The organism is Streptomyces sp. NPDC031670 (assembly GCF_055580545.1).
Window position 1 is genome coordinate 287,443 of the sequence record NZ_JBVILC010000003.1, and the last position, 25,460, is coordinate 312,902.

A 25,460-nucleotide genomic window follows, 5' to 3' on the forward strand; every position below is an offset into this window, starting at 1 on the left:
CACCCCCTAGGGGCGCGGGGAACTGCGCGCTCAGCCCACCACCGACCCGCACACGAACAACCACGCCCGCCCCCACCCCCCAGGGGCGCGGGGAACTGCGCGACCAGCCCACCACCCACCCGCAGACGAATCTCCGCCCACACCCCACCCCACCCCCAACCTCCATGTCGGATTCCTGCCAGCAACCCCCCACCCCCTAACCGATCCTTAACCCATGAATCCCGCTTCCGCCGCCACCCCGGCGGCCCCCGCGGCCATGTACACCGATGCCGAGCGCTGCGTGCGGGCCGTCCAGTCCAAGGACGCCCGTTTCGACGGCTGGTTCTTCACCGCCGTCCTCACCACCCGTATCTACTGCCGGCCCAGCTGCCCCGTGGTGCCCCCGAAGGTCGAGAACATGACCTTCTATCCGAGCGCCGCCGCCTGCCAGCAGGCCGGGTTCCGGGCCTGCAAGCGGTGCCGGCCGGACACCACGCCCGGCTCCCCGGAGTGGAACGCCCGCGCCGACTCCGTCGCCCGTGCCATGCGCCTGATCCGGGACGGCGTCGTCGACCGCGAGGGCGTGACCGGGCTCGCCGCGCGGCTCGGGTACAGCGCCCGCCAGATCGAGCGCCAGCTCCACGCCGAGCTCGGCGCCGGACCGCTCGCCCTGGCCCGCGCCCAGCGCGCCCAGACCGCGCGGATCCTCATCGAGACCACCGCCCTCCCGATGGCCGACGTCGCCTTCGCGGCGGGCTTCGCCTCGGTACGCACCTTCAACGACACCGTCCGCGAGGTCTTCGCGCTCGCCCCCACCGAGCTGCGCGCCCGCGCCGCACGGGGCATCGCCCGTCAGGCCCCGGCCCCCGGCTCGATCGCCCTGCGGCTTCCGTACCGCGCCCCGCTCAACCCGGACAACCTCTTCGGGCACCTGGCTGCGACGGCGGTGCCCGGTGTGGAGGAGTGGCGGCGCGGCGCGTACCGCCGCACGCTGTCCCTCCCGTACGGACACGGCATCGCCGAACTCACCCCCGGCCCCGACCACATCGGCTGTCTGCTCTCCCTCACCGATCTGCGCGACCTCACCATCGCCATCAGCCGCTGCCGCTGGATGCTCGACCTCGACGCCGACCCGGTCGCCGTCGACGACCGGCTGCGCGCCGACCCGCTGCTCGCCCCGCTGGTCGACAAGGCCCCCGGACGCCGGGTGCCGCGTACCGTCGACGTGGCGGAGTTCGCCGTACGGGCGGTGCTCGGCCAGCAGGTATCCACCGCCGCCGCCCGCACCCACGCGGCCCGGCTCGTGGCGGCGCACGGCGAGCCGGTGGCCGACCCGGCGGGCGGGCTCACCCATCTGTTCCCCACCCCGCAGGCGCTGGCCGGTCTCGACCCGGAGTCCCTGGCCCTGCCGCGCAGCCGCCGTACCACCCTGACCACGCTGGTCGCGGGTCTGGCCGACGGCAGCCTCGCGCTGGGCATCGACACCGACTGGGACCGGGCGCGGGCCCAGCTCCTGGAGCTGCCGGGCTTCGGCCCCTGGACCGTCGAGGTGATCGCGATGCGGGCGCTCGGCGACCCGGACGCCTTCCTCCCCTCCGACCTCGGCGTGCGCCGCGCGGCCCGCTCCCTCGGCCTGCCGTCCTCGCCCGCCGCGCTCACCGCGAGCGCCGCGGCCTGGCGCCCCTGGCGGGCCTACGCGGTCCAGTACCTCTGGGCCACCGACGACCACCCCATCAACCACCTCCCCGTATGAGGACGTTCACGATGACCACCACACACACCGTCACCGACAGCCCGTACGGGCCGCTCACCCTGGTCGCCGAGGACGGCGTCCTCAGCCGCCTCTACATGGAGGGCCAGCGCCACCGCCCGCCCCAGGAGACCTTCGGCGAGCCCGACGACGGCGGCCCGTTCCCCGAGGTGATCCGCCAGCTCGCCGCGTACTTCGCGGGCGAGCGGACCACGTTCGACCTGGAGCTGGACCTGCGCGGCACCGACTTCCAGCGCGCGGTGTGGGACCAGCTGCGCGGCATCCCGTACGGCGAGACGCGCAGTTACGGCCAACTCGCCCAGGCGCTCGGCAAGCCCGGCGCCTCGCGCGCGGTGGGCCTGGCCAACGGCAGGAACCCGGTGGGCATCATCGTCCCCTGCCACCGCGTGATCGGCTCCGGCGGCGGCCTGACGGGGTACGGCGGCGGCCTCGACCGCAAGCAGCGGCTGCTGGCCTTCGAGAAGGGAGCGCCGGAGGACGCCCTGTTCTGAGGGCCCGCCACGCCCGCTCAGTCGGCCACCAGCAGGGCCCCCAGACGCAGGAACGCCTTGTACGTCTCCGGCGCCAGCCAGGACAGCTCCACCGTGCTGCCCGTCGTCAGATGGCCGTCGCGGGGGATCATGAGAACACCCCGGCAGCGGGAGCTCAGGCTGCGGATGGTGGCCGCGTCCAGGGTCCAGCCGGCGGCCGGACGGCTGTGGTTGAGGACGACCACCGCGTCCGCCACCAGGTCGGGGCGGCCCAGCGCCATCAGCCGGTCGACGGCCTGCTGAGCCTGGGTGACCCCGGCCGGGTCGGCCCGGGAGACGATCACCACGCGGTTGGCGAGCTCCAGCACCGCCTGCGGGAACTTGTCCGTGTCGGCGAGCACGATGTCGAAGTAGGGGGCCGTCACCTCCGCGACCCTGCGGTACTCCTGGTCCGAGAACTGGCCGACCGTCGGCGGATGCGAGACCGAATCGTTGGCCAGCACCATCAGCCCGGAGCGGTGCTGGGAGAGGAAGAGGCGCAGCACCTCGAAGCCGGAGACCTCGTGGGCGGAGTGGGCCAGCTCGGTCAGCCGGGCCGCCGTCGCCCGGTACACGCGGCGCGCCAGATGGATGTGGCTGCCCGCATGCCGGTCGGTGTCGACGGCCAGGACGCGCTCCTGGCGCTGCTCGGCCAGGATCGCGCCGAGCACCGTGGTGGTCGTGGTGCACCCGGCTCGGTCCTTCACCCCCAGGACCGCGATCCGCAGCGGCCGGCTCAGCGGCGCCCGGATGGCACGGATCCACTCCTCGCGGCCCGCCTCGTCCTCCGGGTCCTCCTCGGCGTCGGCCGCGACCTGGTCGTCGTCCTCGTCGTCCCACTCCACCGGCGTCCCCAGGAGCGAGCCGAACGCCTCGGCCATCTCCCGCGCGGTCGGCCTGGCCTCCGGCTCCTCGTCCACCGAACGCAGCAGCAGATCGCGCAGGCTCTCCTCCAGACGGCGGAACTCCGGGTGGTGGCGCAGTACGTCGTGCTCGTACCAGCGCCAGTGCCGTCCGGTGACCGCTTCGAGCAGGATGGTGCCCACCGCGTACACGTCGCCCGCGGCGATCCGGGATTCGCTCCAGGAGGTTACCTCCGGGGCGCGGTAGGGCGAGTTGGTGGGCATAGCAAGCGACGACGCGCTGGAGGCGCCGTCGATCCGGGCCGACGCCCAGCTGATGATGTGCAGCGTCCGCTCGGTGACGAGGACCGTCCCGGGTGTCAGCGAGCCGTGGACGAGGCCCCTGCGGTGGCAGCGGTTGATCGCTCGGGCCAGGCTCCAGCCCAGCCAGGCGAGGAGCGCGGAGTCGCGCAGCGGCCCGGTGGCGTGCAGCACCGCGCGCAGCGTCGGCGCTGGAAGGCCGGTGCTTAGACTGTCGAGCCGCAGCGCGATCCAGGGGGTGCTCCAGCTGAGGCCGGGGCGGAGGTCGCCGGCGATCACCCCGGGCGCGTACACCCCGTCCATCCGCCGCAGCGCGCGGTACTCGGTGGCGAGCAGTTCGCGGGCGACCGGCGGGTCCGAGGTGTGGGCGACCCGCAGCAGCACCTTCTGGCCGTCCGCGTCCTCGCCGATGTACGCGACCGGCTTGCCGCCGGTGTCCTGCCGCATCAGCAGGGTGTACGGGCCGAGCGCGTGCAGGTCCTGGAGGCGCAGCGGCAGCCAGCAGGGCGCCGTCTCCAGCCCGGACGGCAGCCCCACCTGGTGGTACTCCGTCACCGGCGGCGGCCGGACGGGCGCCATCGGCCGCGCCCCCAGATGGGTCAGCAGCCGGTCCTCCAGCCAGGCGAACGGCCGGGTCCCCGGCAGGAGTTCGCCCGTCCCCGACGGGTGGGCGAGCCAGGCGGGGAAGTCGGGGGAGCGGCCCACCAGGGTGGCGAGGCGGTCGGTGACCGCGCGGGTGGTGCGCAGCAGGTCGATGGGGGAGGCGGTGTCGAGCAGGATCTCCTGGACGCCGTCGAGGAAGCCGAACCGGCGGTGCTGGGCGGGCAGGGCGGCGCCGGACGGGTCGGCCGCGCGCATCAGCCCGCCCAGGAACACCTCGGCCAGGTGCGCGGTGTCGGAGCGCCACGGCACCGCCGCCTGCACGAGGCGCATCACCGGCACCGTCAGCGGCGAGATCGCGGCGAGATGCGCGGCGAGCCGGTACGCCTGCGGGGACGCCGCGTCCCGGAACCGCAGCACCGCGTCGGCCGGGTCCGTGCCCCGGGTGGCCGCCTCGCCCCGCAGGCCCCGCGCGCCCGGTGGCGCGAGCAGCGGCAGTTCGGCGCCGGCCCCCGGCGACGCCACCAGCCGCGCCCAGGCGGCGACGGCCGGGGGATACGGCTCCAGTACGGGGACCGGCACCCCGGGGAAGCGGTCGCCCAGGCCGGGCGGCAGCAGCGGGTCGGTCACCTCCCAGGTGTGGTTGGCCGCGCCGCGCCGCCGGGTGGTCACCGACCACTGCTCCGAGCGGATGCCCGAGGCGTCCCACATATGGGACGGCAGTGCGTGCACCACGGCCGTCGGACCCTGGCGCGCCCAGCGTTCCAGCGCGGAGTGCATCCGGCCGTCGCGCCAGCAGGCCCCCACCCCGTCGCTGATCACCAGGACCAGGGTGCGGCCCGAGGGGTCGGCGGCGGAGGCGGGGGAGAGCAGCGGGCCGCCGGGGTCGAAGGGGCGTCCCCGCAGGCCCGGCGCGTCCGGGGAGCGCGCGTCCAGGCCGTGCACCCGGATGTCGCGGAAGGCGCCCAACCGCTCGAAGACGGAGCGCAGTTCGGTGGCGAGCCTGCGCCACAACAGCATCGACAGACCGTCGTCGATGAGCAGGGTGAGATCAAGCCAGCGTCGTCGGGCGGGCCGCAGCACCACGTCGGGCAGACCGCTCTCGGCCATCGCGGTGGCGGTCGCCTCCTCGTCGAACTCCCAGAAGTGCGAGCCGGGGCGGGGCTGCTTCAGCAGCCGCAGGGACCGGCTCAGCCGCAGTTCGCCGTCGCCGAGCGCCTTCTCCTCGGGCACGCGCACCGGCAGGGCCCCGGTGCCCTGGGCCGGGGGCGGCGGGGAGTGGGCGGTCTCGGCGAACTCGGGGGCGCCGCGGGAGGCCGCCGCCGCGTGCAGGGCGCCCAGCAGCTGGGTGGGAAGCGGCGGCTGGGAGCCCTCGCCCTCCCCGGCCTCCGCCGCCGGACCGTCCGGGGGCGCCACCGTGCCTCCGGACGGCGTCCGGGTCGTCTCCCGGGGCGCCGGGCCCGGCCGGCGCGTGCGGTCCGGGGCCAGGGCGCTCGCGAGCGGTGCGGCGGAGCCCCGGGGCAGCCGGGTGGCGAGCCACAGGGTGTCCAGCAGCTCGTGCGTGGACAACTCGTGACCCACCAGGGCGGCGAGCCTGGCCAGGGCGTCCGGGGGCTCCGCGCGCGGCACGGCTAGACCGATCCGCCCAGCCGGTGGAGCACCGCGTCCAGCAGACCCTCGGCGTTCAGGTTCACCCCGCCCTTGCGCAGGAACACCGCGTTGAGCAACTGGTCGGTGGCGAGCTCGCCCGGCGCCCGGCGGTTGAGGAAGGCGTGCAGCAGGTCGTCCACGCCGTCGAGCGCCCCGTCGCCCAGGTGCGCGGCCACGATGTCCCGCAGCCGCTCCTCGTCCGGGTCCGGCAGGTCCAGGCGGACACAGCGCCGCAGGAACGCGGGCGGGAAGTCCCGTTCGCCGTTGCTGGTGATCACCACCACCGGGAACTCGCGGCAGCGCACCACCCCCCGGATGACCGTCACCCGGCCGCCGTCGGGGTCGTGGGTGAGCACCGGCACCTCGGACTGCGCCTCCGGCAGCCGCGACAGCTCGGGGATCTCGAACTCGCCCTCCTCGAACACCGTCAGCAGGTCGTTGGGAAGGTCCACGTCACCCTTGTCGAGCTCGTCCACCAGCAGGACCCGGGGCCGCCGACCCGGAACGAGCGCGGTGCCCAGCGGGCCCAGCCGGACGAAGGTGCCGATGTCCGGCTCGGGCGCGCCGTGCTCCTGGCGCAGATGGGTCTCGCGCAGCCGCCCGATGGCGTCGTAGCCGTACAGCGCGTCCTTGAGCACGGACCGGCTGTTGACGGGCCACTGGAGCACGGGGCCGAGTGACAGCTCGTGCGCGACGGCGTGCGCCAGTGAGGACTTGCCGGTGCCGGGGTGGCCGGTGACCAGGAGCGGGCGGCGCAGATGCAGCGCCGCGCTAACCACGTCGGCCTCGGTGCGGCCGATCAGATACGGGCGGCGGCGCACCCGGGTGCCGGGCGCGCCGCCCGCGAACTGGCGCCACGGCGGCGCCTCGGGGAAGTCCACCTCACGGGGTGTGCGGTCGCCGCGGAAGAGCCGCCACCCGTCGTTCTCCGTCATGTCGCCTGATCCGTTCCTTCCGAGGGGCGGCCGATGGCTTCCGGTACGCCCGGTTCCTGCGCGGGGTCGGCGAGCTGCAGCTCGTCGGGGAGCGGCAGCTCGGCGTCCTCCCACACCAGGGCCGGCCGCGCGGGCACCTCGGGGTCCGTGTAGGCGCGGACCCCGAAGTGCCGGACTCTTTCGGGGAGTTCGTCGACGGGTCCGTACGGCGCGGCCCCGTCGAGGCGGGCCGCGTCGGCGGGTTCGACGGCCGCGCGGTCCCACAGGACGATCGGGACGCCCATGGCCAGACAGAAGTGCAGCAGCCGCGTCCGGCCGGCCGGGGGCCCGTGCAGGAGGACGCGCGCGGCGTCGTAGTGGGTTGTCTTGAGCAGCCGGATGAGCTCCATCTCGTCGGAGATCCGGTGGTCCGCGACGAGCGGCTCGCTCTGGTGGCGGGCGCCCCAGCGGCGCTTCAGGTCGCCCGCGCCGGTGCGCGAGCGGCGTCTGATCTGCGGGCAGCGCAGCACCAGGTGGAAGTCCTCGCCCAGCCGCGCCGGGAAGAATTCGTCGGCGCCGGCCCCGTCCCACTCGTCCACCGGCAGGTGCAGCGCGTCCGGGGCGACGGACACCGCGACCAGCGCCACGTTCTGCCCGGCGCCCTCCGCGCCCCCGGCCACCTCGCGCACCAGCCGGGCGATCTCCCGCCCGGTGCGCGGGCGGTCGGTTCCGGCGGTGGTACGGGCGGCCGTGCCGTCGGCCCGCATCCGCCACACCGCGCACCGGTAGTGGCCGGCCGGGTCCTGGGGGTGGCGGGCGAGCTCCACCAGGACGCGCACCCCGGTACCGGCCGACCGGGCCGACCAGCGTGCCGCGTCCGCCCGGCGCTCGCCCAGCGCCGAGGGATGGATGCCGAGCCGGGCCGCGACCCGGCCGCTCCACTCCTGGAGCGCCTGGCAGGTCATACCGCCGGTCTCCGCGGCGGCGTACTCCACCACGCGCAGCAGGGCGGGCAGCCGGGGTGTCTCGTGCGGCACCGGCGAGCCGTCGCCGGGCCACTCCTCCAGCTCGCGGACCGCGCCGGGCACGTCCTCGGGGGCGAGCCGCGCGGCCGTCAGCGAACGGGGCAGGTCCACATAGGGCAGCGCCGCCGTCGCGGCCCGGGGCAGCAGCCCCGGGTCCCGGCGGGTGAGATGGTCCCACTTCACCAGCAGCGCCCGGTGTTCGGCGACGGAGAGCAGTCCGGCGGCGTCGGTGAGCCGGCCGAGCGCGAGCAGCCGGTCAAGCCCGGCGCGGTCCCGCGCCCCCTCCAGGGATGGCGCGAGCGACTCGGCCAGGGTGGGCAGCGCGCGTTCGACCGTGCACAGCACCACCGCGAGCTCCTCCACCGACGGCGCCGTCCCGTCCGTCCGGGTGCGCAGCCCGAGGGCCGCGCCGAGCGCGGTGGCATGCGCCGCCCGTACGGTCGGATCGCCCAGCAGGGCGTGCAGCGGGCCGACCATCATGTCCCGCACCGAGTCGTCGCCCGCCGCAGCCGCGCCCTCGCGCGCCCCGAGCACCGGGTCCGGCGCCGCTCCCACCCGCGCCAGCTCCTGCCGGACCGACTGCCAGGTCAGGCCCCAGCTGCGGCGCAGGGTGTGCTGGGCGTCGAACTCCCCTTCCGGCGGGGTGATACGGCCCATCACCAGGCCGACGGCCGCGCCGTCGGCGGGCGACCACAGGGGCCCGCCGCTGTACCCGTCGTCGACGGCCGCGCCCGAGAGCCGCCCGTCGAGATAGCCGATCCGCCCGTCGCACGAGCCGACCTGGACGTCCGCGTACGAGAACGGCTGGCCACCGCCGTACCAGGCCCGCACCAGCTGTCCGGCCCGCATGTCCTGCCAGCGCACCGGGCTCACCGGGGACGGCGGTTCCTCGTCCAGTTCCAGTACGGCCAGGTCGCCGCCCCACTCCGGGGAGCCGTCGGCCACCGGGCCCCGGTGGTGCGCGGCGCGCGGCGGCACCCAGGCCACCAGTCGCGCCTGCCGGGCCCCCGCCGCGCCCGCGGCCAGCGCGGGGAAGGAGACGTCGAGGGTGACCGCGCCCGGGTCGCGCGGGCTCAGCATCCGCAGGCCGAGGGCGGCGTTGACGACGTGGGCGCAGGTCAGCAGTCTGCGCCCGGCGAGGTAGACACCCGCGCCCGCCGTGCGCCCCCGGTCGGCCGAGAGCACCCGCACCAGCGCTTCGCGCGCGTCGGCCGACGGCTCCGGGTCGGGCGCCTTGAACCAGCCCACGGCTCAGTTGCCGCCGGGGTCCGTGCCGGGGCCCGGCGCGTCGGGGCGCAGGTTCCAGGTGGCCGAGACGGTCATGCTCGCCTGCCCATTGGCACCGACGATCCCGAGCTTGAGGTCGTGCCCGATCTGGAGCCCGAAGGCGACCGCGAGCGAGTCGGGCGGATCCGCGATGCCCCGTACGGCGTCGTGCACCTGCTGAAGAACGGGCCCCAGCGGTCTCAGCACGGCCGCGAGGGTGTCCGTCGCGAGCGCCGCGACCCGCTCGCCGCGCCCGGCGGGCGTTCCCCCGCCGACTCCGCCGGGCAGATCGTCGTCCGGGGCCGTCCGGGGTACGCCGACGGGTGAGAGCCCGACTCTGACGCGGGCGCCGTCGTCGAGGATGAGTTCCACGTAGTCGTCATGCGGCACGGGGACATTGTGCGGCCAACGGACCCGCGGGGCAGCAGAGTTGACGGAACCGGCGGCGGGCGGCCGTCAGCCCACCCGCCGGCCGTTCTCCAGCTCCGCCGTCCCCGTCCCGGCCGCCAGCACGTCGAGCGCGGCGAGCACCCGCCTGGCGGGGGTCTCGCCCCGGTCCGACTCGATCGTGCCGCCGGGCAGCGCCCAGCCGTCCCGGTGGTTCGGCTCGACGAGCAGGACGTGCCCGCGCCCGTCGCGCAGGAGGAGGGCGGCACCGGCGAGGACGCGGGGGAACCCGGCGATGTACGTGGCGCAGTCAACGGTCGTCACGGGTGCCAGGGCAGGGGCGCCCGGCCGGCCCCTGCCGCGATATGGAGGTTTTGTCGGGTGACACGCCGTCCCGCCGTGCATGACGCCTATGGGCAGGGGTGCGCCCGGCGGATAGGGTCGTCAGCGGCGCGACTGCCTGTTCGATAGCAAGGGATGCAAGGTGACGGACGGAGCAGTTTTGGAGACCGCGCGCGTGCTGGTGGCGGCGGACAAGTTCAAGGGCTCGCTCACGGCCGTACAGGTCGCGGAGCGGGTGACGGCCGGGCTGCGGCGGGTCGTCCCCGAGCTGGTGGTGGAGACCCTGCCGGTCGCGGACGGCGGCGACGGCACGGTCGCGGCGGCGGTCGCGGCCGGGTTCGCCCGCCGCGAGGCCCGGGTCACCGGCCCGCTCGGCACCCCGGTCACCGCGGCTTTCGCGGTACGGGACGGGGTGGCCGTGGTGGAGATGGCGGAGGCGTCCGGCCTCCAGCACCTCCCCGAGGGCGTCTTCGCCCCGCTGACCGCCAGCACGTACGGCTCGGGCGAGCTGCTGCTGGCCGCGCTGGACGCGGGGGCGCGCACCATCGTGTTCGGGGTGGGCGGCAGTGCCACCACGGACGGCGGGGCGGGCATGCTCGCGGCGCTCGGCGCCCGTTTCCTGGACGCGGCGGGGGAGCCCGTGGCGCCGGGCGGCGGCCCGCTGGCGACCCTGGCCACGGCGGACCTCTCGGGCCTCGACCCCCGGTTCGCCTCGGTCGAGCTCGTCCTGGCCAGCGATGTGGACAACCCGCTGACCGGGCCCAAGGGGGCGCCCGCGGTGTACGGCCCGCAGAAGGGTGCCACGCCCGGGGACGTGGCGACCCTGGACGCGGCGCTGGGCCACTTCGCCGAGGTCCTGGAAGCCTCCCTGGGCGCCCGCGCGGCCGAGGCGGCGCTCGCCCCGGGCGCGGGGGCCGCGGGCGGCGTCGGCTACGGCGCGCTGGTGGCCCTGGGGGCCACGTTCCGGCCGGGCATCGAGGTCATGCTCGACGTCCTGGGCTTCGCCCCGGCCCTCGCCCGGGCCACGCTGGTGATCACGGGTGAGGGTTCGCTGGACGAGCAGACCCTGCACGGCAAGGCGCCGGCCGGAGTGGCGTCGGCGGCCCGGGCGGCGGGCGTCGAGGTCGTCGCGGTCTGCGGGCGCCTGGCCCTGCTCCCGGAGGCCCTGGGCAGGGCCGGTATCCGCCGCGCGTACGCCCTCTCCGATCTGGAGCCGGATCCGGCGCGGTGCATGGCGGAGGCGGGGCCGCTGCTGGAACGCAGTGCGGAGCGCCTGGCCAGGGACTTCCTGACCTGACCCGTTCCCGGGCAACCCGGCGCCTCCCGTGCCCCCGGAAACCCTTGTTTGTCCGCGGGCCGGTGGTCGGTCGCCCGCGCCGTTCCCCGCGTCCTGAAAGCGCCCAGGGGCGCCCTGTAGGGGCGCGGGGAACGGCGCGACCAGCCCACCACCGGCCCGCGGACGAGGACCGGGCACAAGGGCACAACAAAGGGCCCCGGACCGAAACGGTCCAGGGCCCTCGCACCGCGCCGCCAGGCGCTACGGCTGTGCCGCCCGTGCCTCACGGCGGTTGTCGCGAATCGTGTTCACCCGGCGGGCCGTGGCGAACAGGGGAATCACCGCGCCCAGCACGACCTGCAGCACGCAGCCCGTCTGGAGCAGCAGCTGACCGCCCGGCGCGTCGAACGCCCACGCCGCCAGCAGCCCCATCGCCCCCACGATCCAGCTGAGCATGGCCACCGCGAGGATTCCCCGCGGCTTCGGGTACTCCACCCGGCTGACCATCAGCCACGCCACCCCTATGACGGCGAGCAGCGTCGGCACGAACGGCAGCTCCAGGAGCACGATCGAGACGACCGTCAGCGCGCCGAAGGGGCTCGGCATGCCCTGGAACATGCCGTCCTTCATCGTCACGCACGAGAACCGCGCGAGTCTGAGCACCACCGCGAGCAGCACGGTGATCGCCGCCACGGCCGCGACGCGCTGATGGGCGTCGTCGGCGACCATGCCGTACACCAGGACGAAGTACGCCGGGGCGAGCCCGAAGCTGATCAGGTCCGAGAGGTTGTCCAGCTCGGCGCCCATCGGCGAGCTCCGCAGCTTCCGCGCGACCAGGCCGTCGCAGAGGTCGAAGATCGCCGCGAGCAGCATCAGGATCACGGCGGTCGCGGCGGAGTGCCGCGCCATGCCGGTCTCGGCGCTGCCCGACAGGTGCGGGATGAGGATTCCGGTGGTGGTGAAGTACACCGCCATGAACCCGCAGGTCGCGTTGCCGAGCGTGAGGGTGTCCGCTATCGACAGCCGCAGGGAGAGGGGCATCTCCTCCGCGTCGTCGCCGGCGTCCGTGCCCGGCACCCAGTCGGTCTGGGTGTCAGGATCAATCACGGTCAATTCGAGTCACCCCCGCAGTGGTCTTCTGGCCGACCTCGACCGCGACCTCGACCCCCTCCGGAAGGTAGATGTCGACGCGGGAGCCGAACCGGATGAGACCGATGCGCTCGCCCTGCTCCACCTTCGTGCCCTGGGGGATGTACGGGACGATCCGCCGCGCCACAGCACCCGCGATCTGCACCATCTCGATGTCACCGAGCTCGGTGTCGAAGTGCCAGACAACGCGCTCGTTGTTCTCGCTCTCCTTGTTGAACGCCGGAACGAACCCGCCGGGCACGTGCTCGACGGAGGTCACCGTGCCCGCCAGGGGCGCGCGGTTGACGTGGACGTTCAGCGGGCTCATGAAGATCGCGACGCGGGTGCGTCCGTCCTTCCACGGCATGATGCTCTGCACCACACCGTCGGCGGGGGAGATGACCCGCCCGGAGGCGATCTCGCGCTCGGGGTCGCGGAAGAACCACAGCATGCCCGCCGCGAGCGCGGTGGCGGGTACGGCCACTGCCTTGGCGGCGCCGGAGCGGCGCGCGCGGGCGAGGCTGAGGGCTGCGGTGGCGACGGTCGGCAGAAGCCACGGCGATGCTCCGCGAGCAAGACGTCCCTGGAGGAAACCGTCGCGAGATGCAGAGGTTTGGCTGTGGGGCATGGATGACCTTCGTAGCGGATGATGCCGCGCTGGCAAGTGGGGGACGGCGGCTGGTTTACCAGCGATGCTATCGGTTGCGAGCCGCAACTGGGAAAGCCAGAAGCCGAGTCGGTCGGCCGGAAGCCCTCGGGCAGTGCCTACAGGGTGTGATCTTCTTCGCGGCCGAACCGACCTAAAAGCGACAATCAACCCTGGAATCGGTACTCTTCGAGAAGCCGACGTCCAATGATCATTTTTTGGATCTCGGCGGTACCTTCACCGATGAGCAGCATCGGCGCCTCGCGGTACAGGCGCTCGATCTCGTACTCCTTCGAGAAGCCGTAGCCACCGTGGATACGGAAGGCGTCCTCCACGACCTCCTTGCAGTATTCGGAGGCGAGGTACTTCGCCATCCCTGCTTCCAGGTCGTTTCGTTCCCCGGAGTCCTTTTTGCGTGCTGCGTTGACCATCATGGCATGAGCGGCCTCCACCTTGGTAGCCATCTCGGCCAGCTTGAACTGAATCGCCTGGTGCTGGGCGATCGCCTTGCCGAAAGTATGACGTTGCTGGGCATACGAGACACCCAGCTCGAATGCACGCTGAGCGACGCCACAGCCACGCGCCGCGACGTTGACGCGGCCGACCTCGACGCCGTCCATCATTTGGTAAAACCCTCGGCCGGTGACCCCGCCCAGGACCCGATTGGCCGGAATGCGCAGTCCGTCCATGATGAGTTCGGTCGTGTCGACGCCCTTGTAACCCATCTTGTCGATCTTGCCGGGGATGGTGAGCCCCGGACGGACCTCGCCGAAGCCCGGCTCCTTCTCCACCAGGAAGGTCGTCATCGACTTGTGGGGCGCGGTCCCCTCGGGGTGTCCTTCGTCACTCCGGCACAGAACGGCCACCAGCGACGACGTTCCGCCGTTCGTGAGCCACATCTTCTGGCCGTTCAGGACGTACTCGTCGCCGTCCCTGACGCCCTTGGACGTGATCGCCGACACATCCGAGCCGAGCGCGGGCTCGGACATCGAGAACGCGCCGCGCACCTCGCCGAGCGCCATCCGGGGCAGGAAGGTGTCCTTCTGCTCCTGGGTGCCGTGCTGCTTGAGCATGTACGCCACGATGAAGTGCGTGTTGATGATGCCGGAGACCGACATCCAGCCGCGCGCTATCTCCTCGACGCACAGGGCGTACGTCAGGAGCGACTCGCCCAGGCCGCCGTACTCCTCGGGGATCATCAGCCCGAACAGGCCGAGCTCCTTGAGCCCCTCGACGATCTGCGTCGGGTACTCGTCCTTGTGCTCCAGCTGGGTCGCGACCGGGATGATCTCCTTGTCGACGAAGTCCCGGACGGTGGCCAGGATTTCCTGCTGGACGTCGGTCAGACCGGCGGTCTGCGCGAGACGGGCCATGGCTACTTCTCCTGCTGCTTGAGCTGGGGGCGGCCGGGCTGCTCGCCGCCGCGCTCCTTGATGTACGTCTCGGTGGGGACCATCACCTTGCGGCGGAACACGCACACCAGGGTGCCGTCCTGCTTGTAGCCCTTGGTCTCGACGTAGACGATGCCCCGGTCGTTCTTCGACTTCGAGGGCGTCTTGTCCAGGACCGTCGTCTCGCCGTAGATCGTGTCGCCGTGGAAGGTCGGCGCCACGTGCCGCAGCGACTCGATCTCCAGGTTGGCGATGGCCTTCCCGGACACGTCCGGGACGCTCATACCGAGCAGCAGCGAGTAGATGTAGTTGCCCACCACCACGTTCTTGCCGAAGTCGGTGGTGTTCTCGGCGTAGTTGGCGTCCATGTGGAGCGGGTGGTGGTTCATGGTGAGCAGACAGAACAGATGGTCGTCGTACTCGGTCACCGTCTTGCCGGGCCAGTGCTTGTACACGTCCCCGACGGTGAACTCTTCGTAGGTGCGGCCGAACTGCATGGTGTTACGCCTCCGGGATCTCGAACTTCGACGTGCGCTGCATACCGGCCGCCCGGCCCTTGCCCGAGATGACCAGCGCCATCTTGCGGCTGGCCTCGTCGATCATCTCGTCGCCGAGCATCGCCGAGCCCTTCTTGCCGCCGGCCTCGGAGGTGAAGTACTCGTACGCGTCGAGGATGAGCTCGGCGTGGTCGTAGTCCTCCTGGGAGGGCGAGAAGACCTCGTTGGCCGCCTCGACCTGGCCGGGGTGCAGCACCCACTTGCCGTCGAAGCCGAGGGCGGCGGCGCGCTGGGCGACCGCCTTGTAGCCGTCGATGTTCTTGATCTGGAGGTAGGGGCCGTCGATCGCCTGGAGGTTGTTGGCCCGCGCCGCCATCAGGATCTTCATCAGGATGAAGTGGTACGCGTCCGCCGGGTACCCGGGCGGCTGCTCGCCCACGACCAGCGACTTCATGTTGATGGAGGCCATGAAGTCGGCCGGGCCGAAGATGATCGTCTCGACCCGCTGGGAGGCCTGGGCGATGGCGTTGACGTTGTTGAGGCCCTGGGCGTTCTCGATCTGCGCCTCGATGCCGATCTTGCCGACCTCGAAGCCCATCGTCTTCTCGATCTGGGTGAGCAGCAGGTCGAGCGCCACGATCTGCTGGGCGTCCTGGACCTTCGGCAGCATGATGCAGTCGAGGTTGTGCCCCGCGCCCTCGACGACGGTGACGACGTCGCGGTACGTCCACTCGGTCGTCCAGTCGTTGACCCGGACCACCCGGGTCTTGCCGGTCCAGTCACCCTCGTTCAGGAACTTCACGATGGTGTGCCGGGCCTCCGGCTTGGCGAGCGGCGCGCAGGCGTCCTCCAGGTCCAGGAAGACCTGGTCGGCGGGGAGGCCCTGCGCCTTCTCCAGGAAGCGCGGGTTCGAGCCGGGGACGGCGAGGCACGAACGGCGCGGGCGGAGACGGTTGACGGTCATGCGGGGACCTCCAGAGGGTCGAGCTTGTTCGCTTTCCGGATCTCGTCGACGATACGGCCGATGATCTCCGTGATACCGAAGTCCTTCGGGGTGAACACGGCGGCCACACCCGCCTTGCACAGCTCCTCGGCGTCCGCCGGCGGGATGATCCCACCGACGATCACCGGGATGTCGGGCGCGCCGGCCTCGCGCAGCCGGGTCAGCACGTCCGGGACCAGCTCGGAGTGCGAGCCGGAGAGGATCGACAGGCCCACGCAGTGCACATCCTCCGCCAGGGCGGCGTCGACGATCTGCTCGGGGGTGAGCCGGATCCCCTGGTAGACCACCTCGAAACCGGCGTCACGCGCGCGTACGGCGATCTGCTCGGCGCCGTTGGAGTGACCGTCCAGGCCCGGCTTGCCCACCAGCAGGCGCAGCCGGCCCGAGCCGAGCTCATCGGCCGTACGGGTCACCTTCTCGCGGACCAGCGCCAGCGGTGTGCCCGCCTCGGCGGTGACCGCGACGGGCGCGGACGAGACACCGGTCGGCGCCCGGAACTCGCCGAAGACGTCCCGCAGCGCCCAGGACCACTCGCCCGTGGTGACGCCCGCGCGGACGCACTCCAGGGTCGCGGTCATCATGTTCTCCGACCCGGCGGCGGCCTTCTTCAGCGCCGCCAGCGCCTCCGAGGCCCGGGCCTCGTCCCGGTTGTCGCGCCACTCGTGGAGCCCCGCGACCACCCGCGCCTCGTTCGCCGGGTCCACCGTCATGATCGCGGTGTCCAGGTCGGCGGTGAGCGGGCTGGGCTCGGTCGACTCGTAGCAGTTGACGCCGATGATCTTCTCTTCGCCGCCCTCGATCCGGGCCCGGCGCTCGGCGTGCGAGGAGACCAGCTGCGACTTGAGGTAGCCGGACTCGACGGCTGCCATCGCGCCGCCCATCCGCTCGATGCGCTCGATCTCGGCCAGGCACTCCTCGACCAGCGAGTCGACCTTGGCCTCGACGACGTGCGACCCGGCGAAGATGTCCTCGTACTCCAGCAGGTCGCTCTCGTGGGCGAGGACCTGCTGGATACGCAGCGACCACTGCTGGTCCCAGGGGCGCGGCAGACCGAGCGCCTCGTTCCAGGCGGGGAGCTGGACGGCCCGCGCCCGGGCGTCCTTGGACAGCGTCACGGCCAGCATCTCCAGGACGATCCGCTGGACGTTGTTCTCCGGCTGGGCCTCGGTCAGCCCGAGGGAGTTGACCTGGACGCCGTAGCGGAAGCGGCGCTGCCTGGCGTCCTCGATGCCGTACCGCTCCCGTGTGACCTTGTCCCAGATGCGGCCGAACGCGCGCATCTTGCACATCTCCTCGATGAACCGGACGCCCGCGTTCACGAAGAACGAGATCCGGGCCACCACATCGCCCCTGCGGTCCTCCGGGACCTGCCCGGAGGCGAAGACCGCGTCCAGCACGGCGATCGCGGTCGACATCGCGTAGCTGATCTCCTGGACCGGGGTGGCCCCCGCCTCCTGGAGGTGGTAGCTGCAGATGTTGATCGGGTTCCACTTGGGGATGTGGTTGACCGTGTAGGTGATCATGTCGGTGGTCAGCCGCAGCGACGGACCGGGCGGGAAGACGTGCGTCCCGCGCGACAGGTACTCCTTCACGATGTCGTTCTGCGTCGTGCCCTGCAACCGGGTGATGTCGGCGCCCTGCTCCTCGGCGACCACCTGGTACATCGCCAGCAGCCACATGGCCGTGGCGTTGATGGTCATCGAGGTGTTCATCTGCTCCAGGGGGATGTCCTGGAACAGCCGCCGCATGTCACCGAGATGGGACACCGGGACCCCGACCCGGCCCACCTCGCCGCGCGCGAGGATGTGGTCCGGGTCGTAGCCGGTCTGCGTGGGCAGGTCGAAGGCGACCGACAGACCGGTCTGACCCTTGGCGAGGTTGCGCCGGTAGAGCTCGTTGGACGCCTCGGCGGTCGAGTGACCGGCGTACGTCCGCATGAGCCAGGGCCGGTCCTTGTGACGCTCAGTCATGTGTCGCTCCGTACTCAGATGTTGCGGAAGCGGTTGATGGCGTCGAGGTGCTTGGCGCGGAGTTCGTGGTCGCGCACGCCCAGGCCCTCACGCGGGGCGAGGGCGAGGACGCCGACCTTGCCCTGGTGGAGGTTGCGGTGGACGTCGTAGGCGGCCTGACCGGTCTCCTCCAGGCTGTAGACCTTGGAGAGGGTGGGGTGGATCTTGCCCTTGGCGATGAGGCGGTTGGCCTCCCACGCCTCGCGGTAGTTGGCGAAGTGCGAGCCGATGATGCGCTTCAGCGACATCCACAGGTAGCGGTTGTCGTACTCGTGCATGTAGCCCGAGGTCGAGGCGCAGGTGGTGATGGTGCCGCCCTTGCGCGTCACGTAGACGCTCGCGCCGAAGGTCTCGCGGCCGGGGTGCTCGAAGACGATGTCGATGTCCTCGCCGCCGGTGAACTCGCGGATGCGCTTGCCGAAGCGCTTCCACTCCTTGGGGTCCTGGGTGCGCTCGTCCTTCCAGAACTTGTACCCCTCGGCGTTGCGGTCGATGACCGCCTCGGCGCCCATGGACCGGCAGATCTCCGCCTTCTCCGGGCTGGAGACGACACAGATGGGGTTGGCGCCGCCCGCGAGGGCGAACTGCGTGGCGTAGGAGCCGAGGCCGCCGCTGGCGCCCCAGATCAGGACGTTGTCGCCCTGCTTCATGCCGGCGCCGTTGCGGGAGACGAGCTGGCGGTAGGCGGTGGAGTTCACCAGGCCCGGTGCCGCGGCCTCCTCCCAGCTCAGGTGGCCGGGCTTCGGCATCAGCTGGTTGGACTTGACCAGGGCGATCTCGGCGAGGCCGCCGAAGTTGGTCTCGAAGCCCCAGATGCGCTGCTCGGGGTCGAGCATCGTGTCGTTGTGGCCGTCGCTGGACTCCAGCTCGACGGAGAGGCAGTGCGCCACGACCTCGTCACCGGGCTGCCAGGCGTTGACGCCGGGGCCGGTGCGCAGGACGACGCCCGCCAGGTCCGAGCCGATGACGTGGTACGGCAGGTCGTGGCGCTTGGTCAGCTCGCTGAGCCTGCCGTAGCGCTCCAGGAAGCTGAACGTCGACACCGGCTCGAAGATCGAGGTCCACACCGAGTTGTAGTTGACCGAGGAGGCCATGACGGCCACCAGGGCCTCGCCGGGGCCCAGTTCGGGGACCGGCACCTCGTCGAGGTGGATCGACTTGCGCGGGTCCTTGTCCCGGGTGGCGAGCCCGGCGAACATCTCCGCCTCGTCCTTGTGCACGGTGATCGCGCGGTACGACTCGGGGATGGGCAGAGCCGCGATGTCAGCGGCGGTGCTTTCCTGCGACTGAATCGCGTCCAGGATTTCCTTCACGGTGTTGCCTCCGGCGAAGCGCGTTGGGAACGCTGAGGGGACTGCTGCTGTGGAGGTGTGCCGTCGGTTCGGCGGTACTACGGGATCGGCGGCGCCTGGTGGGCGCGGGAGGGTGCCTGTGACGCAGGCGTCCGGGCGCGCTCGCTGGAGAAGCTTGCGGGGACAGCCGGCGTACGAGAGGTCTCTGCACGCCGGCCGCCCGGACAACATCAACGTATGGCACCCCGTGCCAGTCGGCAAGACACTGCGTGCCAACAATTTCTCTCAATTGCGTAATGACCTGCACCGATGAGCGATGATCGATCGAACAGGCACCGGGAAAACGCGAAGGCCCGCCCCGGAACAGGGGCAGGCCTTCACTTTTCGGACAGGTCAGCGCTGCCGCAGCGCCTTCTTGATCGACTGCATGATCTCGTCCAGCGGCGCGTCCGTCCGCGCCACCGCGACCAGCACCTCGTCGCTGGTGGAGACCGAGGCCGCCGCGGCCTTCGGCCTGGCGGTGCGCCCCGCGCCGATCCCGGAGCCGAAGGTGTCCCGGACGATCGCGAAGGCGTGGTCGAGCTGGGCCTCCACATCGCCCTGGCCGCCGGCCCGCAGCCAGCGCCGCAGCACATGGTTGTGCGCGGTGACCACCGCGGAGGCCGCCACCTCCGCGAGCAGCGGGTCGTCGTTGCCGGCCTGGTGGTCGTGCTCGTCGAAGTGGCCGAGCAGATAGCGCGTGAAGAGCCGCTCGTAGCGGGCCACCGAGGCGATCTCGGCCTCCCGCAGGGTGGGCACCTCGCGGGTCAGCTTGTAACGGGCCACCGAGACCGAGGGGGAGGAGGCGTACATCTTCATGACCTCCTTGATCCCCCGGCACACCGTGTCCAGCGGATGCTCGTGCGGGGGAGCGGCGTTGAGCACCGCCTCGGCCCGCACCAGCGTGTCGTCGTGGTCGGGGAAGATCGCCTCTTCCTTGGAACGGAAGTGGCGGAAGAAGGTGCGGCGGGCGACCCCGGCGCGGGCCGCGATCTCGTCGACCGTGGTGGCCTCGTACCCCTTGGCCGAGAAGAGCTCCATCGCCGCCGCCGCCAGCTCACGGCGCATTTTGAGCCGCTGGGCGGCGGCGCGGCTGCCGGCGGCACTCTCCGGGGCGTCGGGCGCGGCGGACGGTCGGGTCGGCCGTTTCGATGAGGCAGCGGGCTGGGGCATGGACCGAACGTACTGCATATGTGCAGGAAGCCGCGCTCGCGGGGGCGGACCGCCCGACGGATCGAGCAGCCCGCCCCAGCGCTCCCCCGGCCGGCGGGCGGGGGAGCCCCACGGCTCAGCGCCGGGCATACTCGCGGAATCCACGGCCCGTCTTGCGGCCCAGGCAGCCGGCCGCGACCAGGTGCTCCAGGAGCGGGGCGGGGGCCAGGCCCGGGTCGCGGAACTCGGCGTGCAGCACCTTCTCGATGGCCAGGGACACATCGAGGCCGACCACGTCGAGGAGTTCGAACGGGCCCATCGGGTACCCGCCGCCGAGCCGCATCGCCGCGTCGATGTCGTCCAGCGAGGCGTAGTGCTCCTGGACCATCTTGATCGCGTTGTTGAGGTACGGGAAGAGCAGCGCGTTCACGATGAACCCGGCCCGGTCCCCGCAGTCCACCGGGTGCTTGCGGATCTTCGCGGTGACCTCGCGGACGGTGGCGTGCACCTCGTCCGAGGTCAGGACCGTACGCACCACCTCGACCAGCTTCATCGCGGGCGCCGGGTTGAAGAAGTGCATCCCGATGACGTCCTGCGGGCGCGTGGTGGCGCGGGCGCAGGCGACGACCGGCAGCGAGGAGGTGGTGGTGGCGAGCACCGCGCCCGGCTTGCAGATCTTGTCCAGGGACGCGAACAGCTGCTGCTTGACCGCCAGGTCCTCGGCGACCGCCTCCACCGCCAGGTCCACGTCGGCGAAGGCCTCCAGAGCGCCCGCCGGGGTGATGCGGGAGAGCGTCTCGTCGCGGGCCACGGCCGTCATCCGGCCCTTGTCGACCGAGCGCGAGAGCGACTTGGCGATACGGGACTTGGCGGTCTCGGCCTTCTCCAGGCCACGCGCGGCGAGCACCACGTCGTACCCGGCCTTGGCGAAGACCTCCGCGATGCCGGAGGCCATGGTCCCGGACCCGGCCACACCGACCGAGCGGATCTCCCGGCCGCCGCCCGCGCCCGCCGCGATCGTGGCCGGCGTCTGCGCGTCCGCCACCACCGTCGCGCTGCCCGGGGCCTCGTACGTGTAGAAGCCGCGGCCCGCCTTGCGGCCGGTCAGGCCCGCCTCGGTGAGCTGCCCGAGGATGGGCGCGGGGGCGTGCAGCCGGTCGTGCGAGTCGCTGTACATCGCCTCCAGGACCGTGCGGGCGGTGTCGATGCCGATCAGGTCGAGCAGTTCGAGCGGGCCCATCGGCAGCCCGCAGCCCAGCTTCATCGCGGCGTCGATGTCCTCGCGGGAGGCGTACTTCGACTCGTACATTGCGGCGGCCTGGTTGAGGTAGCCGAAGAGCAGCCCGTCCGCGACGAAACCGGGGCGGTCACCGACCGCGACCGGCTCCTTGCCGAGGTCGAGCGCGAGCCGGGTGACCGCCTCCACGGCCGTGGGTGCGGTCAGGACCGAGGAGACCACCTCGACCAGCTTCATCGCGGGCGCCGGGTTGAAGAAGTGCAGCCCGAGGACGCGCTCGGGGTGCGCGGACTCGGCGGCGAGCCGGGTGACGGACAGCGCGTTGGTGCCCGTCGCCAGGATCGCGGTGGGCGCGACGACGGTGTCGAGCGCGGCGAACACCTGCTGCTTGAGCTCGTACGTCTCCGGCACGACCTCGATGACCAGGTCGGCGTCGGCCGCCGCCTGGAGGTCGCTGAAGGTGCGGAACCGGGCGAGGATGTCGCGCCGCTCCTCCTCGGTGATGCGCTCGCGGGCGACGGCCCGGGCGGTGGACGCCTCCAGGGAGGCCACGGCCCGGCGGGCGGCCTGCTCGCTGATGTCGATACCGATGACCTCGCGGCCCGCGCGGGCCAGCACCTCGGCGATGCCGGTGCCCATGGTGCCGAGACCGACCACGGCGACGGTGTTCAGGGGGGTGTCCATCACGGGACTCCAGGGTGAGTGACGACTGAGGAGAGGGCGCACGCGACCGGCATCCGGCTGTCGCGACGGCGTCGACGAGGACGCGGGTGCGCGGCAAGGGCGCACGGCGTGCGGAGAGGTGTCGTGGTGGTGCTGGGGGCCGGCGGACCCGGTCCCGGGGCCACGCCGTGAAAACTGCCGAACCGACGAACACTGCCGGTGGCTGCGTCACCAGGCCACCGGAGTCTGCGGGGGGTGCCCGCTCACATGAGGTTAACCGGTGAGTAACGAGCGCGCCATAGGGCGGGGGTGGCGACTCGATGTGATCTGGCTCGCCCCGGCGCACACGGCCGGACACCCCGGTGCCCGCCGCCGGACCCCTTCCGGTCGGGCGGAGGCCCACTACGCTTCCCGGCATGGACGAGGAGCTTCGGTCCCTGGCGGACCGGCTGCGGGACGAGGCCGGGGCGTCGGACGCGGTGCCCGCGTACGAGCGGCTGCTCTCGACCCGGGACCACGACGAGCTCGCGGCCGTGCTCACCGAACGCGAAAGGCCGCTGTGGGCCCGGGAGATCGCGGCCTTCCGGCTCGGCTGCGCGGGCGACCGGCGCGCCTTCGAGTCGCTGGTGCTGCTGCTCAACCACCGCGACCCCGCGCGCTGCGTCTCCGCGGCGCACGCCCTGGCCCGGCTCGGGGACCCGCGCACGGCCCGGGCCGCCGCCGCCCTCGCCACCAACCGGCTGCGCACCGCGTACGCCCTGCACCCCGTGCGGCTGCTCACCGCGCTGCGCGCCCCCGAGGCCGTACCGGCGCTGATCACCACCCTGCGACCGCTGCTCTCGCCCGACACCCCTTACTGGCGGGTGGCGCTCGCCTGTGTGGAGGGGCTGGGGGAGCTGGGCGACAAGCGGGCGGTGGAGGTCCTGGAGACGGCGCTCGCCCGCCCCCGTCTCGCCTCGGCCGCGGCCGTGGCGCTCAGGCGCATCGGCTGACGCGCCCGGGGACCCTCACGTACCGGACCCCGCCAGCCCCATCGCGTACCGCACCTCCGGCACGGCGACCCCGTCCGCGAGGAAGTCCTCCTCGGCGCCGTCCGGGGCGAAACCGGCACGCTCGTAGAACCGCCGGGCCCGGCCGTTGGCCTTGAGGACCCACAGCAGCAGCCGCGGACGCCCACCGGCGGCGGCGCGCGCGGTGAGCAGCGGCCGGTAGGTGCCGGTGCGAGGCGGCGACGACGGGCCGCGCCCCCGATTGGCGCACGGCCTACCCGGGCCGGGTGCCGCAGACGTCTCCGACCCGGACGCGCGGTGCGGCGGTCAACGGTCGGCGACCACCGCGAACGCCTCGATCTCCATCAGCAGTTCGGGACGGAAGAGCGACACGACCTGGACCGCCGAGGTCGCCGGGAGCCGGCCGCTGTCGAGGTGGCCCTCCCGCGCCTCGCGGATCGCGGGGAGGTACGCGATGTCGGTGACGAAGACGGTCAGCTTCACCACGTCGTCGAAGGTCGCCCCCGCCGCCTGGAGGCAACGGCGCAGGTTCTCGAAGACCTGGCGCGCCTGCGCCGCCGGGTCGCCCTCGCCGACCACGTCCCCCTTCTCGTCCAAGGCGCACTGGCCGGATATCGCGATGAACCGGCCGGTGCCCCACACCACATGGCTGTAGTTGACGCCCGGGGCCAGTCCGTCCGGGGTGGCGATGTGCGTGAGTGAAGTCATGCGCCCATCCTGAACCCAACCCCTGACAACCGGTCAACGGGGTCGGCGGATTCCGGTCAGAGCAGGGTGAGTTGCGTCGGACCGGCCGGCTCCGCATCCGGCTCCACGCGCCGCGGAATGCGCCGGGCCGCGCCCCGGTGCGCCGGGCCGATGCCGAATTCGGTGGCCAGCTCGTGTACGTGCCGGGTGATCCGGCGCTGGTACCACTTCGGGGCGTACGCCCCCTCCGCGTACAGCCGCTCGTAGCGCCGCACCAGATGGGGGTGGTGCTCGGCGAGCCACGCCATGTACCACTCGCGCGCCCCCGGCCGCAGGTGCAGCACCAGCGGGGTCACCGAAGTGGCGCCGGAGGCGGCGATGGCGCGGACGGTGGCCCGCAGCTGGTCGGGGTGGTCGCCCAGGAAGGGGATGACCGGGGCCATCAGGACCCCGCAGCCGATGCCCGCCTCGGTCAGCGTCCGTACCACGTCGAGACGGCGCTCGGGAGCGGGTGTGCCCGGCTCCACCGTGCGCCACAGGTCGTGGTCCATGAACCCCACGGAGACGGAGATGCCCACCCGCGTCACCTCCGAGGCCTGCTGGAGCAGCTCCAGGTCGCGCAGGATCAGCGTGCCCTTGGTGAGGATGGAGAACGGGTTGGCGTGGTCGCGCAGCGCCTCGATGATCCCCGGCATCAGCCGGTAGCGGCCCTCGGCGCGCTGGTAGCAGTCGACGTTGGTGCCCATGGCGATGTGTTCGCCCTGCCACCTGCCGGAGGAGAGGTGGCGGCGCAGCAGCTCGGGGGCGTTGACCTTGACCACGATCTGCGAGTCGAAGCCGAGCCCGGTGTCGAGGTCGAGGTAGCTGTGCGTCTTGCGGGCGAAGCAGTACACGCACGCGTGGGTGCAGCCCCGGTAGGGGTTGACGGTCCACTCGAACGGCATCCGGGAGACCCCGGGCACCCGGTTGACGATCGAGCGCGCGCGGACCTCGTGGAAGGTGACCCCCCGGAACTCGGGGGTGTCGAAGGTACGGGTGACCACCGCGTCCGCGTCGAACAGCGCGGTCGCGCGGCCCGCTCCGGGTGGCGCCGGATCGTTTTCGGCCAGATTGTCCCAGCGCATACACGCCTCCTCGGGCCTCGTCCGTAGCACTGACCCCAGAATAGAACATCTGTTCCCATGATCGCAGCAACCCCGATTTTGGGGGCCCGACCCCGAGGTGATTGGCTTTGCCCACCCCGAATCCGGGCGCACCCCCCGGATGTCACGAATGCTGGAGGAAGAGCCATGGCGCAGGTCGAGGCCACCACGGAGCGGATCATCGCGGCGAGCCCGGAGACGGTGTTCGACACCGTGGCCGACTACAAGGACAGCCGTCCGAAGCTCCTGTCCGAGCACTTCAGCGAGTACCAGGTGCGCGAGGGCGGCGACGGCGAGGGCACCCTCGTCCACTGGAAGCTCCAGGCCACCAGCAAGCGTGTGCGCGACTGCCTGCTGGAGGTCTCCGAGCCGACCGAGGGGCAGCTCGTGGAGAAGGACCGCAACTCCTCCATGGTCACCACCTGGACCGTCACCCCGGCCGGCGAGGGCCGCTCCAAGGTCGTCGTCAGCACCGTGTGGAACGGCGCGGGCGGCATCGGCGGCTTCTTCGAGAAGACCTTCGCCCCCAAGGGCCTCAACCGCATCCACGACACCGTGCTCGGCAAGCTCGCCGCCGAAGTCGAGAAGTAGGTCCCGGCCCACGGGCCGCCGCTGAGCGCTCCCGGTCGCGGTCACCGGTTCGAGTGGTTTTCGCGGCGACCCGGTGGTGCGCCCGCGCGCG

General features: G+C 72.4%; 21 protein-coding genes and 1 pseudogene. 5 read left to right on the forward strand and 17 right to left on the reverse strand.

The features are described from left to right. The first annotated feature begins 256 nt into the window (after positions 1-256). Entirely contained in the window at positions 257-1,732 is a 1,476-nt protein-coding gene (locus ACZ5ID_RS08380; protein WP_468895083.1) for an AlkA N-terminal domain-containing protein, read from the forward strand. A gap of 11 nt (positions 1,733-1,743) precedes the next feature. After that, positions 1,744-2,241 carry a methylated-DNA--[protein]-cysteine S-methyltransferase gene (locus ACZ5ID_RS08385; protein WP_468894669.1) on the forward strand — a complete coding sequence of 166 codons (498 nt, stop codon included), beginning with the start codon at positions 1,744-1,746 and terminating at the stop codon, positions 2,239-2,241. 17 nt (positions 2,242-2,258) lie between these two features. Here ACZ5ID_RS08385 and ACZ5ID_RS08390 read toward each other — a convergent pair whose 3' ends face one another. From ACZ5ID_RS08390 to ACZ5ID_RS08410, 5 genes are all read right to left on the reverse strand, one after another. Then, the gene (locus ACZ5ID_RS08390; RefSeq protein ID WP_468894671.1) at positions 2,259-5,651 is read right to left on the reverse strand and encodes an SAV_2336 N-terminal domain-related protein; all 3,393 of its coding nucleotides are present in this window, start codon (positions 5,649-5,651) and stop codon (positions 2,259-2,261) included. Between the two features lie 2 nt (positions 5,652-5,653). Next, positions 5,654-6,607, reverse strand: coding sequence for an AAA family ATPase (locus ACZ5ID_RS08395; RefSeq protein WP_468894673.1), 954 nt, complete (start codon positions 6,605-6,607; stop codon positions 5,654-5,656). Continuing rightward, complete coding sequence (locus ACZ5ID_RS08400) at positions 6,604-8,859, reverse strand: VMAP-C domain-containing protein (RefSeq protein WP_468894675.1); 2,256 nt, start codon at positions 8,857-8,859, stop codon at positions 6,604-6,606. Before ACZ5ID_RS08400 ends, ACZ5ID_RS08395 begins: the two co-directional genes overlap by 4 nt. A gap of 3 nt (positions 8,860-8,862) precedes the next feature. Next, a complete protein-coding gene (locus tag ACZ5ID_RS08405; RefSeq protein ID WP_468894677.1) occupies positions 8,863-9,267 on the reverse strand; it encodes a CU044_2847 family protein in 405 nt (134 codons plus the stop codon). Positions 9,268-9,333: 66 nt separating this feature from the next. After that, positions 9,334-9,588, reverse strand: coding sequence for a hypothetical protein (locus ACZ5ID_RS08410; RefSeq protein ID WP_468894679.1), 255 nt, complete (start codon positions 9,586-9,588; stop codon positions 9,334-9,336). Between the two features lie 160 nt (positions 9,589-9,748). Between ACZ5ID_RS08410 and ACZ5ID_RS08415 the strand changes: the two genes are divergently transcribed. After that, positions 9,749-10,903, forward strand: a complete 1,155-nt coding sequence (locus ACZ5ID_RS08415) for a glycerate kinase (protein WP_468894681.1) — start codon at positions 9,749-9,751, stop codon at positions 10,901-10,903. A gap of 240 nt (positions 10,904-11,143) precedes the next feature. On the opposite strand, the gene pssA is transcribed toward ACZ5ID_RS08415, so the two are convergent. The 9 genes from pssA to ACZ5ID_RS08460 all read right to left on the reverse strand — a co-directional run bounded on the left by pssA (position 11,144) and on the right by ACZ5ID_RS08460 (position 21,960). Next, a complete protein-coding gene (gene pssA, locus ACZ5ID_RS08420; RefSeq protein WP_358833650.1) occupies positions 11,144-11,995 on the reverse strand; it encodes a CDP-diacylglycerol--serine O-phosphatidyltransferase in 852 nt (283 codons plus the stop codon). Next, positions 11,982-12,638 carry a phosphatidylserine decarboxylase gene (locus ACZ5ID_RS08425; RefSeq protein ID WP_344081582.1) on the reverse strand — a complete coding sequence of 219 codons (657 nt, stop codon included), beginning with the start codon at positions 12,636-12,638 and terminating at the stop codon, positions 11,982-11,984. Before ACZ5ID_RS08425 ends, pssA begins: the two co-directional genes overlap by 14 nt. A 185-nt stretch (positions 12,639-12,823) precedes the next feature. Beyond that, positions 12,824-14,029, reverse strand: a complete 1,206-nt coding sequence (locus ACZ5ID_RS08430; RefSeq protein WP_188272373.1) for an acyl-CoA dehydrogenase family protein — start codon at positions 14,027-14,029, stop codon at positions 12,824-12,826. A 2-nt stretch (positions 14,030-14,031) separates the two neighbouring features. Next, positions 14,032-14,544: a MaoC family dehydratase gene (locus ACZ5ID_RS08435; protein WP_468894683.1), complete on the reverse strand. Its 513-nt coding sequence runs from the start codon at positions 14,542-14,544 to the stop codon at positions 14,032-14,034. A 4-nt stretch (positions 14,545-14,548) separates the two neighbouring features. Next, the gene (locus tag ACZ5ID_RS08440; protein ID WP_344081573.1) at positions 14,549-15,508 is read right to left on the reverse strand and encodes an HpcH/HpaI aldolase/citrate lyase family protein; all 960 of its coding nucleotides are present in this window, start codon (positions 15,506-15,508) and stop codon (positions 14,549-14,551) included. Then, positions 15,505-17,517 carry a protein meaA gene (locus tag ACZ5ID_RS08445; protein ID WP_468894685.1) on the reverse strand — a complete coding sequence of 671 codons (2,013 nt, stop codon included), beginning with the start codon at positions 17,515-17,517 and terminating at the stop codon, positions 15,505-15,507. Before ACZ5ID_RS08445 ends, ACZ5ID_RS08440 begins: the two co-directional genes overlap by 4 nt. 14 nt (positions 17,518-17,531) lie before the next feature. After that, positions 17,532-18,869, reverse strand: a complete 1,338-nt coding sequence (ccrA, locus tag ACZ5ID_RS08450; RefSeq protein ID WP_468894687.1) for a crotonyl-CoA carboxylase/reductase — start codon at positions 18,867-18,869, stop codon at positions 17,532-17,534. Positions 18,870-19,241: 372 nt separating this feature from the next. Beyond that, positions 19,242-20,060 carry a TetR family transcriptional regulator gene (locus tag ACZ5ID_RS08455; protein ID WP_468894689.1) on the reverse strand — a complete coding sequence of 273 codons (819 nt, stop codon included), beginning with the start codon at positions 20,058-20,060 and terminating at the stop codon, positions 19,242-19,244. Positions 20,061-20,175: 115 nt separating this feature from the next. After that, complete coding sequence (locus tag ACZ5ID_RS08460) at positions 20,176-21,960, reverse strand: 3-hydroxyacyl-CoA dehydrogenase family protein (protein WP_468894691.1); 1,785 nt, start codon at positions 21,958-21,960, stop codon at positions 20,176-20,178. Between the two features lie 395 nt (positions 21,961-22,355). Between ACZ5ID_RS08460 and ACZ5ID_RS08465 the strand changes: the two genes are divergently transcribed. After that, a complete protein-coding gene (locus tag ACZ5ID_RS08465) occupies positions 22,356-22,931 on the forward strand; it encodes an adenylosuccinate lyase (RefSeq protein WP_468894693.1) in 576 nt (191 codons plus the stop codon). A 15-nt stretch (positions 22,932-22,946) separates the two neighbouring features. Here the strand turns inward: ACZ5ID_RS08465 and ACZ5ID_RS08470 are convergent. The 3 genes and pseudogenes from ACZ5ID_RS08470 to ACZ5ID_RS08480 all read right to left on the reverse strand — a co-directional run. After that, positions 22,947-23,129, reverse strand: a pseudogene (locus ACZ5ID_RS08470) (N-acetyltransferase); the annotation flags it as partial. A gap of 126 nt (positions 23,130-23,255) precedes the next feature. Next, positions 23,256-23,657 (reverse strand): RidA family protein, encoded by a 402-nt coding sequence (locus ACZ5ID_RS08475; RefSeq protein ID WP_468894695.1) that lies wholly within the window; start codon positions 23,655-23,657, stop codon positions 23,256-23,258. Positions 23,658-23,713: 56 nt separating this feature from the next. Next, positions 23,714-24,760 (reverse strand): Rv2578c family radical SAM protein, encoded by a 1,047-nt coding sequence (locus ACZ5ID_RS08480; protein ID WP_468894697.1) that lies wholly within the window; start codon positions 24,758-24,760, stop codon positions 23,714-23,716. A 165-nt stretch (positions 24,761-24,925) separates the two neighbouring features. On the opposite strand from ACZ5ID_RS08480, the gene ACZ5ID_RS08485 reads away from it, so the two are divergent. After that, positions 24,926-25,369 (forward strand): SRPBCC family protein, encoded by a 444-nt coding sequence (locus ACZ5ID_RS08485; RefSeq protein WP_406551684.1) that lies wholly within the window; start codon positions 24,926-24,928, stop codon positions 25,367-25,369. Positions 25,370-25,460: the final 91 nt, after the last annotated feature.

What these genes read in the sequence shown, in the direction of transcription:
- ACZ5ID_RS08380 (WP_468895083.1), top strand. Translation starts at nt 257, where the DNA reads ATGTACACCGATGCCGAGCGCTGCGTGCGGGCCGTCCAGTCCAAGGAC.
- ACZ5ID_RS08435 (WP_468894683.1), bottom strand. Translation starts at nt 14,544, where the DNA reads ATGCAGTTCGGCCGCACCTACGAAGAGTTCACCGTCGGGGACGTGTAC.
- ACZ5ID_RS08440 (WP_344081573.1), bottom strand. Translation starts at nt 15,508, where the DNA reads ATGACCGTCAACCGTCTCCGCCCGCGCCGTTCGTGCCTCGCCGTCCCC.
- ACZ5ID_RS08485 (WP_406551684.1), top strand. Translation starts at nt 24,926, where the DNA reads ATGGCGCAGGTCGAGGCCACCACGGAGCGGATCATCGCGGCGAGCCCG.
- ACZ5ID_RS08475 (WP_468894695.1), bottom strand. Translation starts at nt 23,657, where the DNA reads ATGACTTCACTCACGCACATCGCCACCCCGGACGGACTGGCCCCGGGC.
- ACZ5ID_RS08430 (WP_188272373.1), bottom strand. Translation starts at nt 14,029, where the DNA reads ATGGCCCGTCTCGCGCAGACCGCCGGTCTGACCGACGTCCAGCAGGAA.
- ACZ5ID_RS08425 (WP_344081582.1), bottom strand. Translation starts at nt 12,638, where the DNA reads ATGCCCCACAGCCAAACCTCTGCATCTCGCGACGGTTTCCTCCAGGGA.
- ACZ5ID_RS08480 (WP_468894697.1), bottom strand. Translation starts at nt 24,760, where the DNA reads ATGCGCTGGGACAATCTGGCCGAAAACGATCCGGCGCCACCCGGAGCG.
- ACZ5ID_RS08465 (WP_468894693.1), top strand. Translation starts at nt 22,356, where the DNA reads ATGGACGAGGAGCTTCGGTCCCTGGCGGACCGGCTGCGGGACGAGGCC.
- ACZ5ID_RS08460 (WP_468894691.1), bottom strand. Translation starts at nt 21,960, where the DNA reads ATGGACACCCCCCTGAACACCGTCGCCGTGGTCGGTCTCGGCACCATG.
- ACZ5ID_RS08385 (WP_468894669.1), top strand. Translation starts at nt 1,744, where the DNA reads ATGACCACCACACACACCGTCACCGACAGCCCGTACGGGCCGCTCACC.
- ACZ5ID_RS08445 (WP_468894685.1), bottom strand. Translation starts at nt 17,517, where the DNA reads ATGACTGAGCGTCACAAGGACCGGCCCTGGCTCATGCGGACGTACGCC.
- ACZ5ID_RS08455 (WP_468894689.1), bottom strand. Translation starts at nt 20,060, where the DNA reads ATGCCCCAGCCCGCTGCCTCATCGAAACGGCCGACCCGACCGTCCGCC.
- ACZ5ID_RS08395 (WP_468894673.1), bottom strand. Translation starts at nt 6,607, where the DNA reads ATGACGGAGAACGACGGGTGGCGGCTCTTCCGCGGCGACCGCACACCC.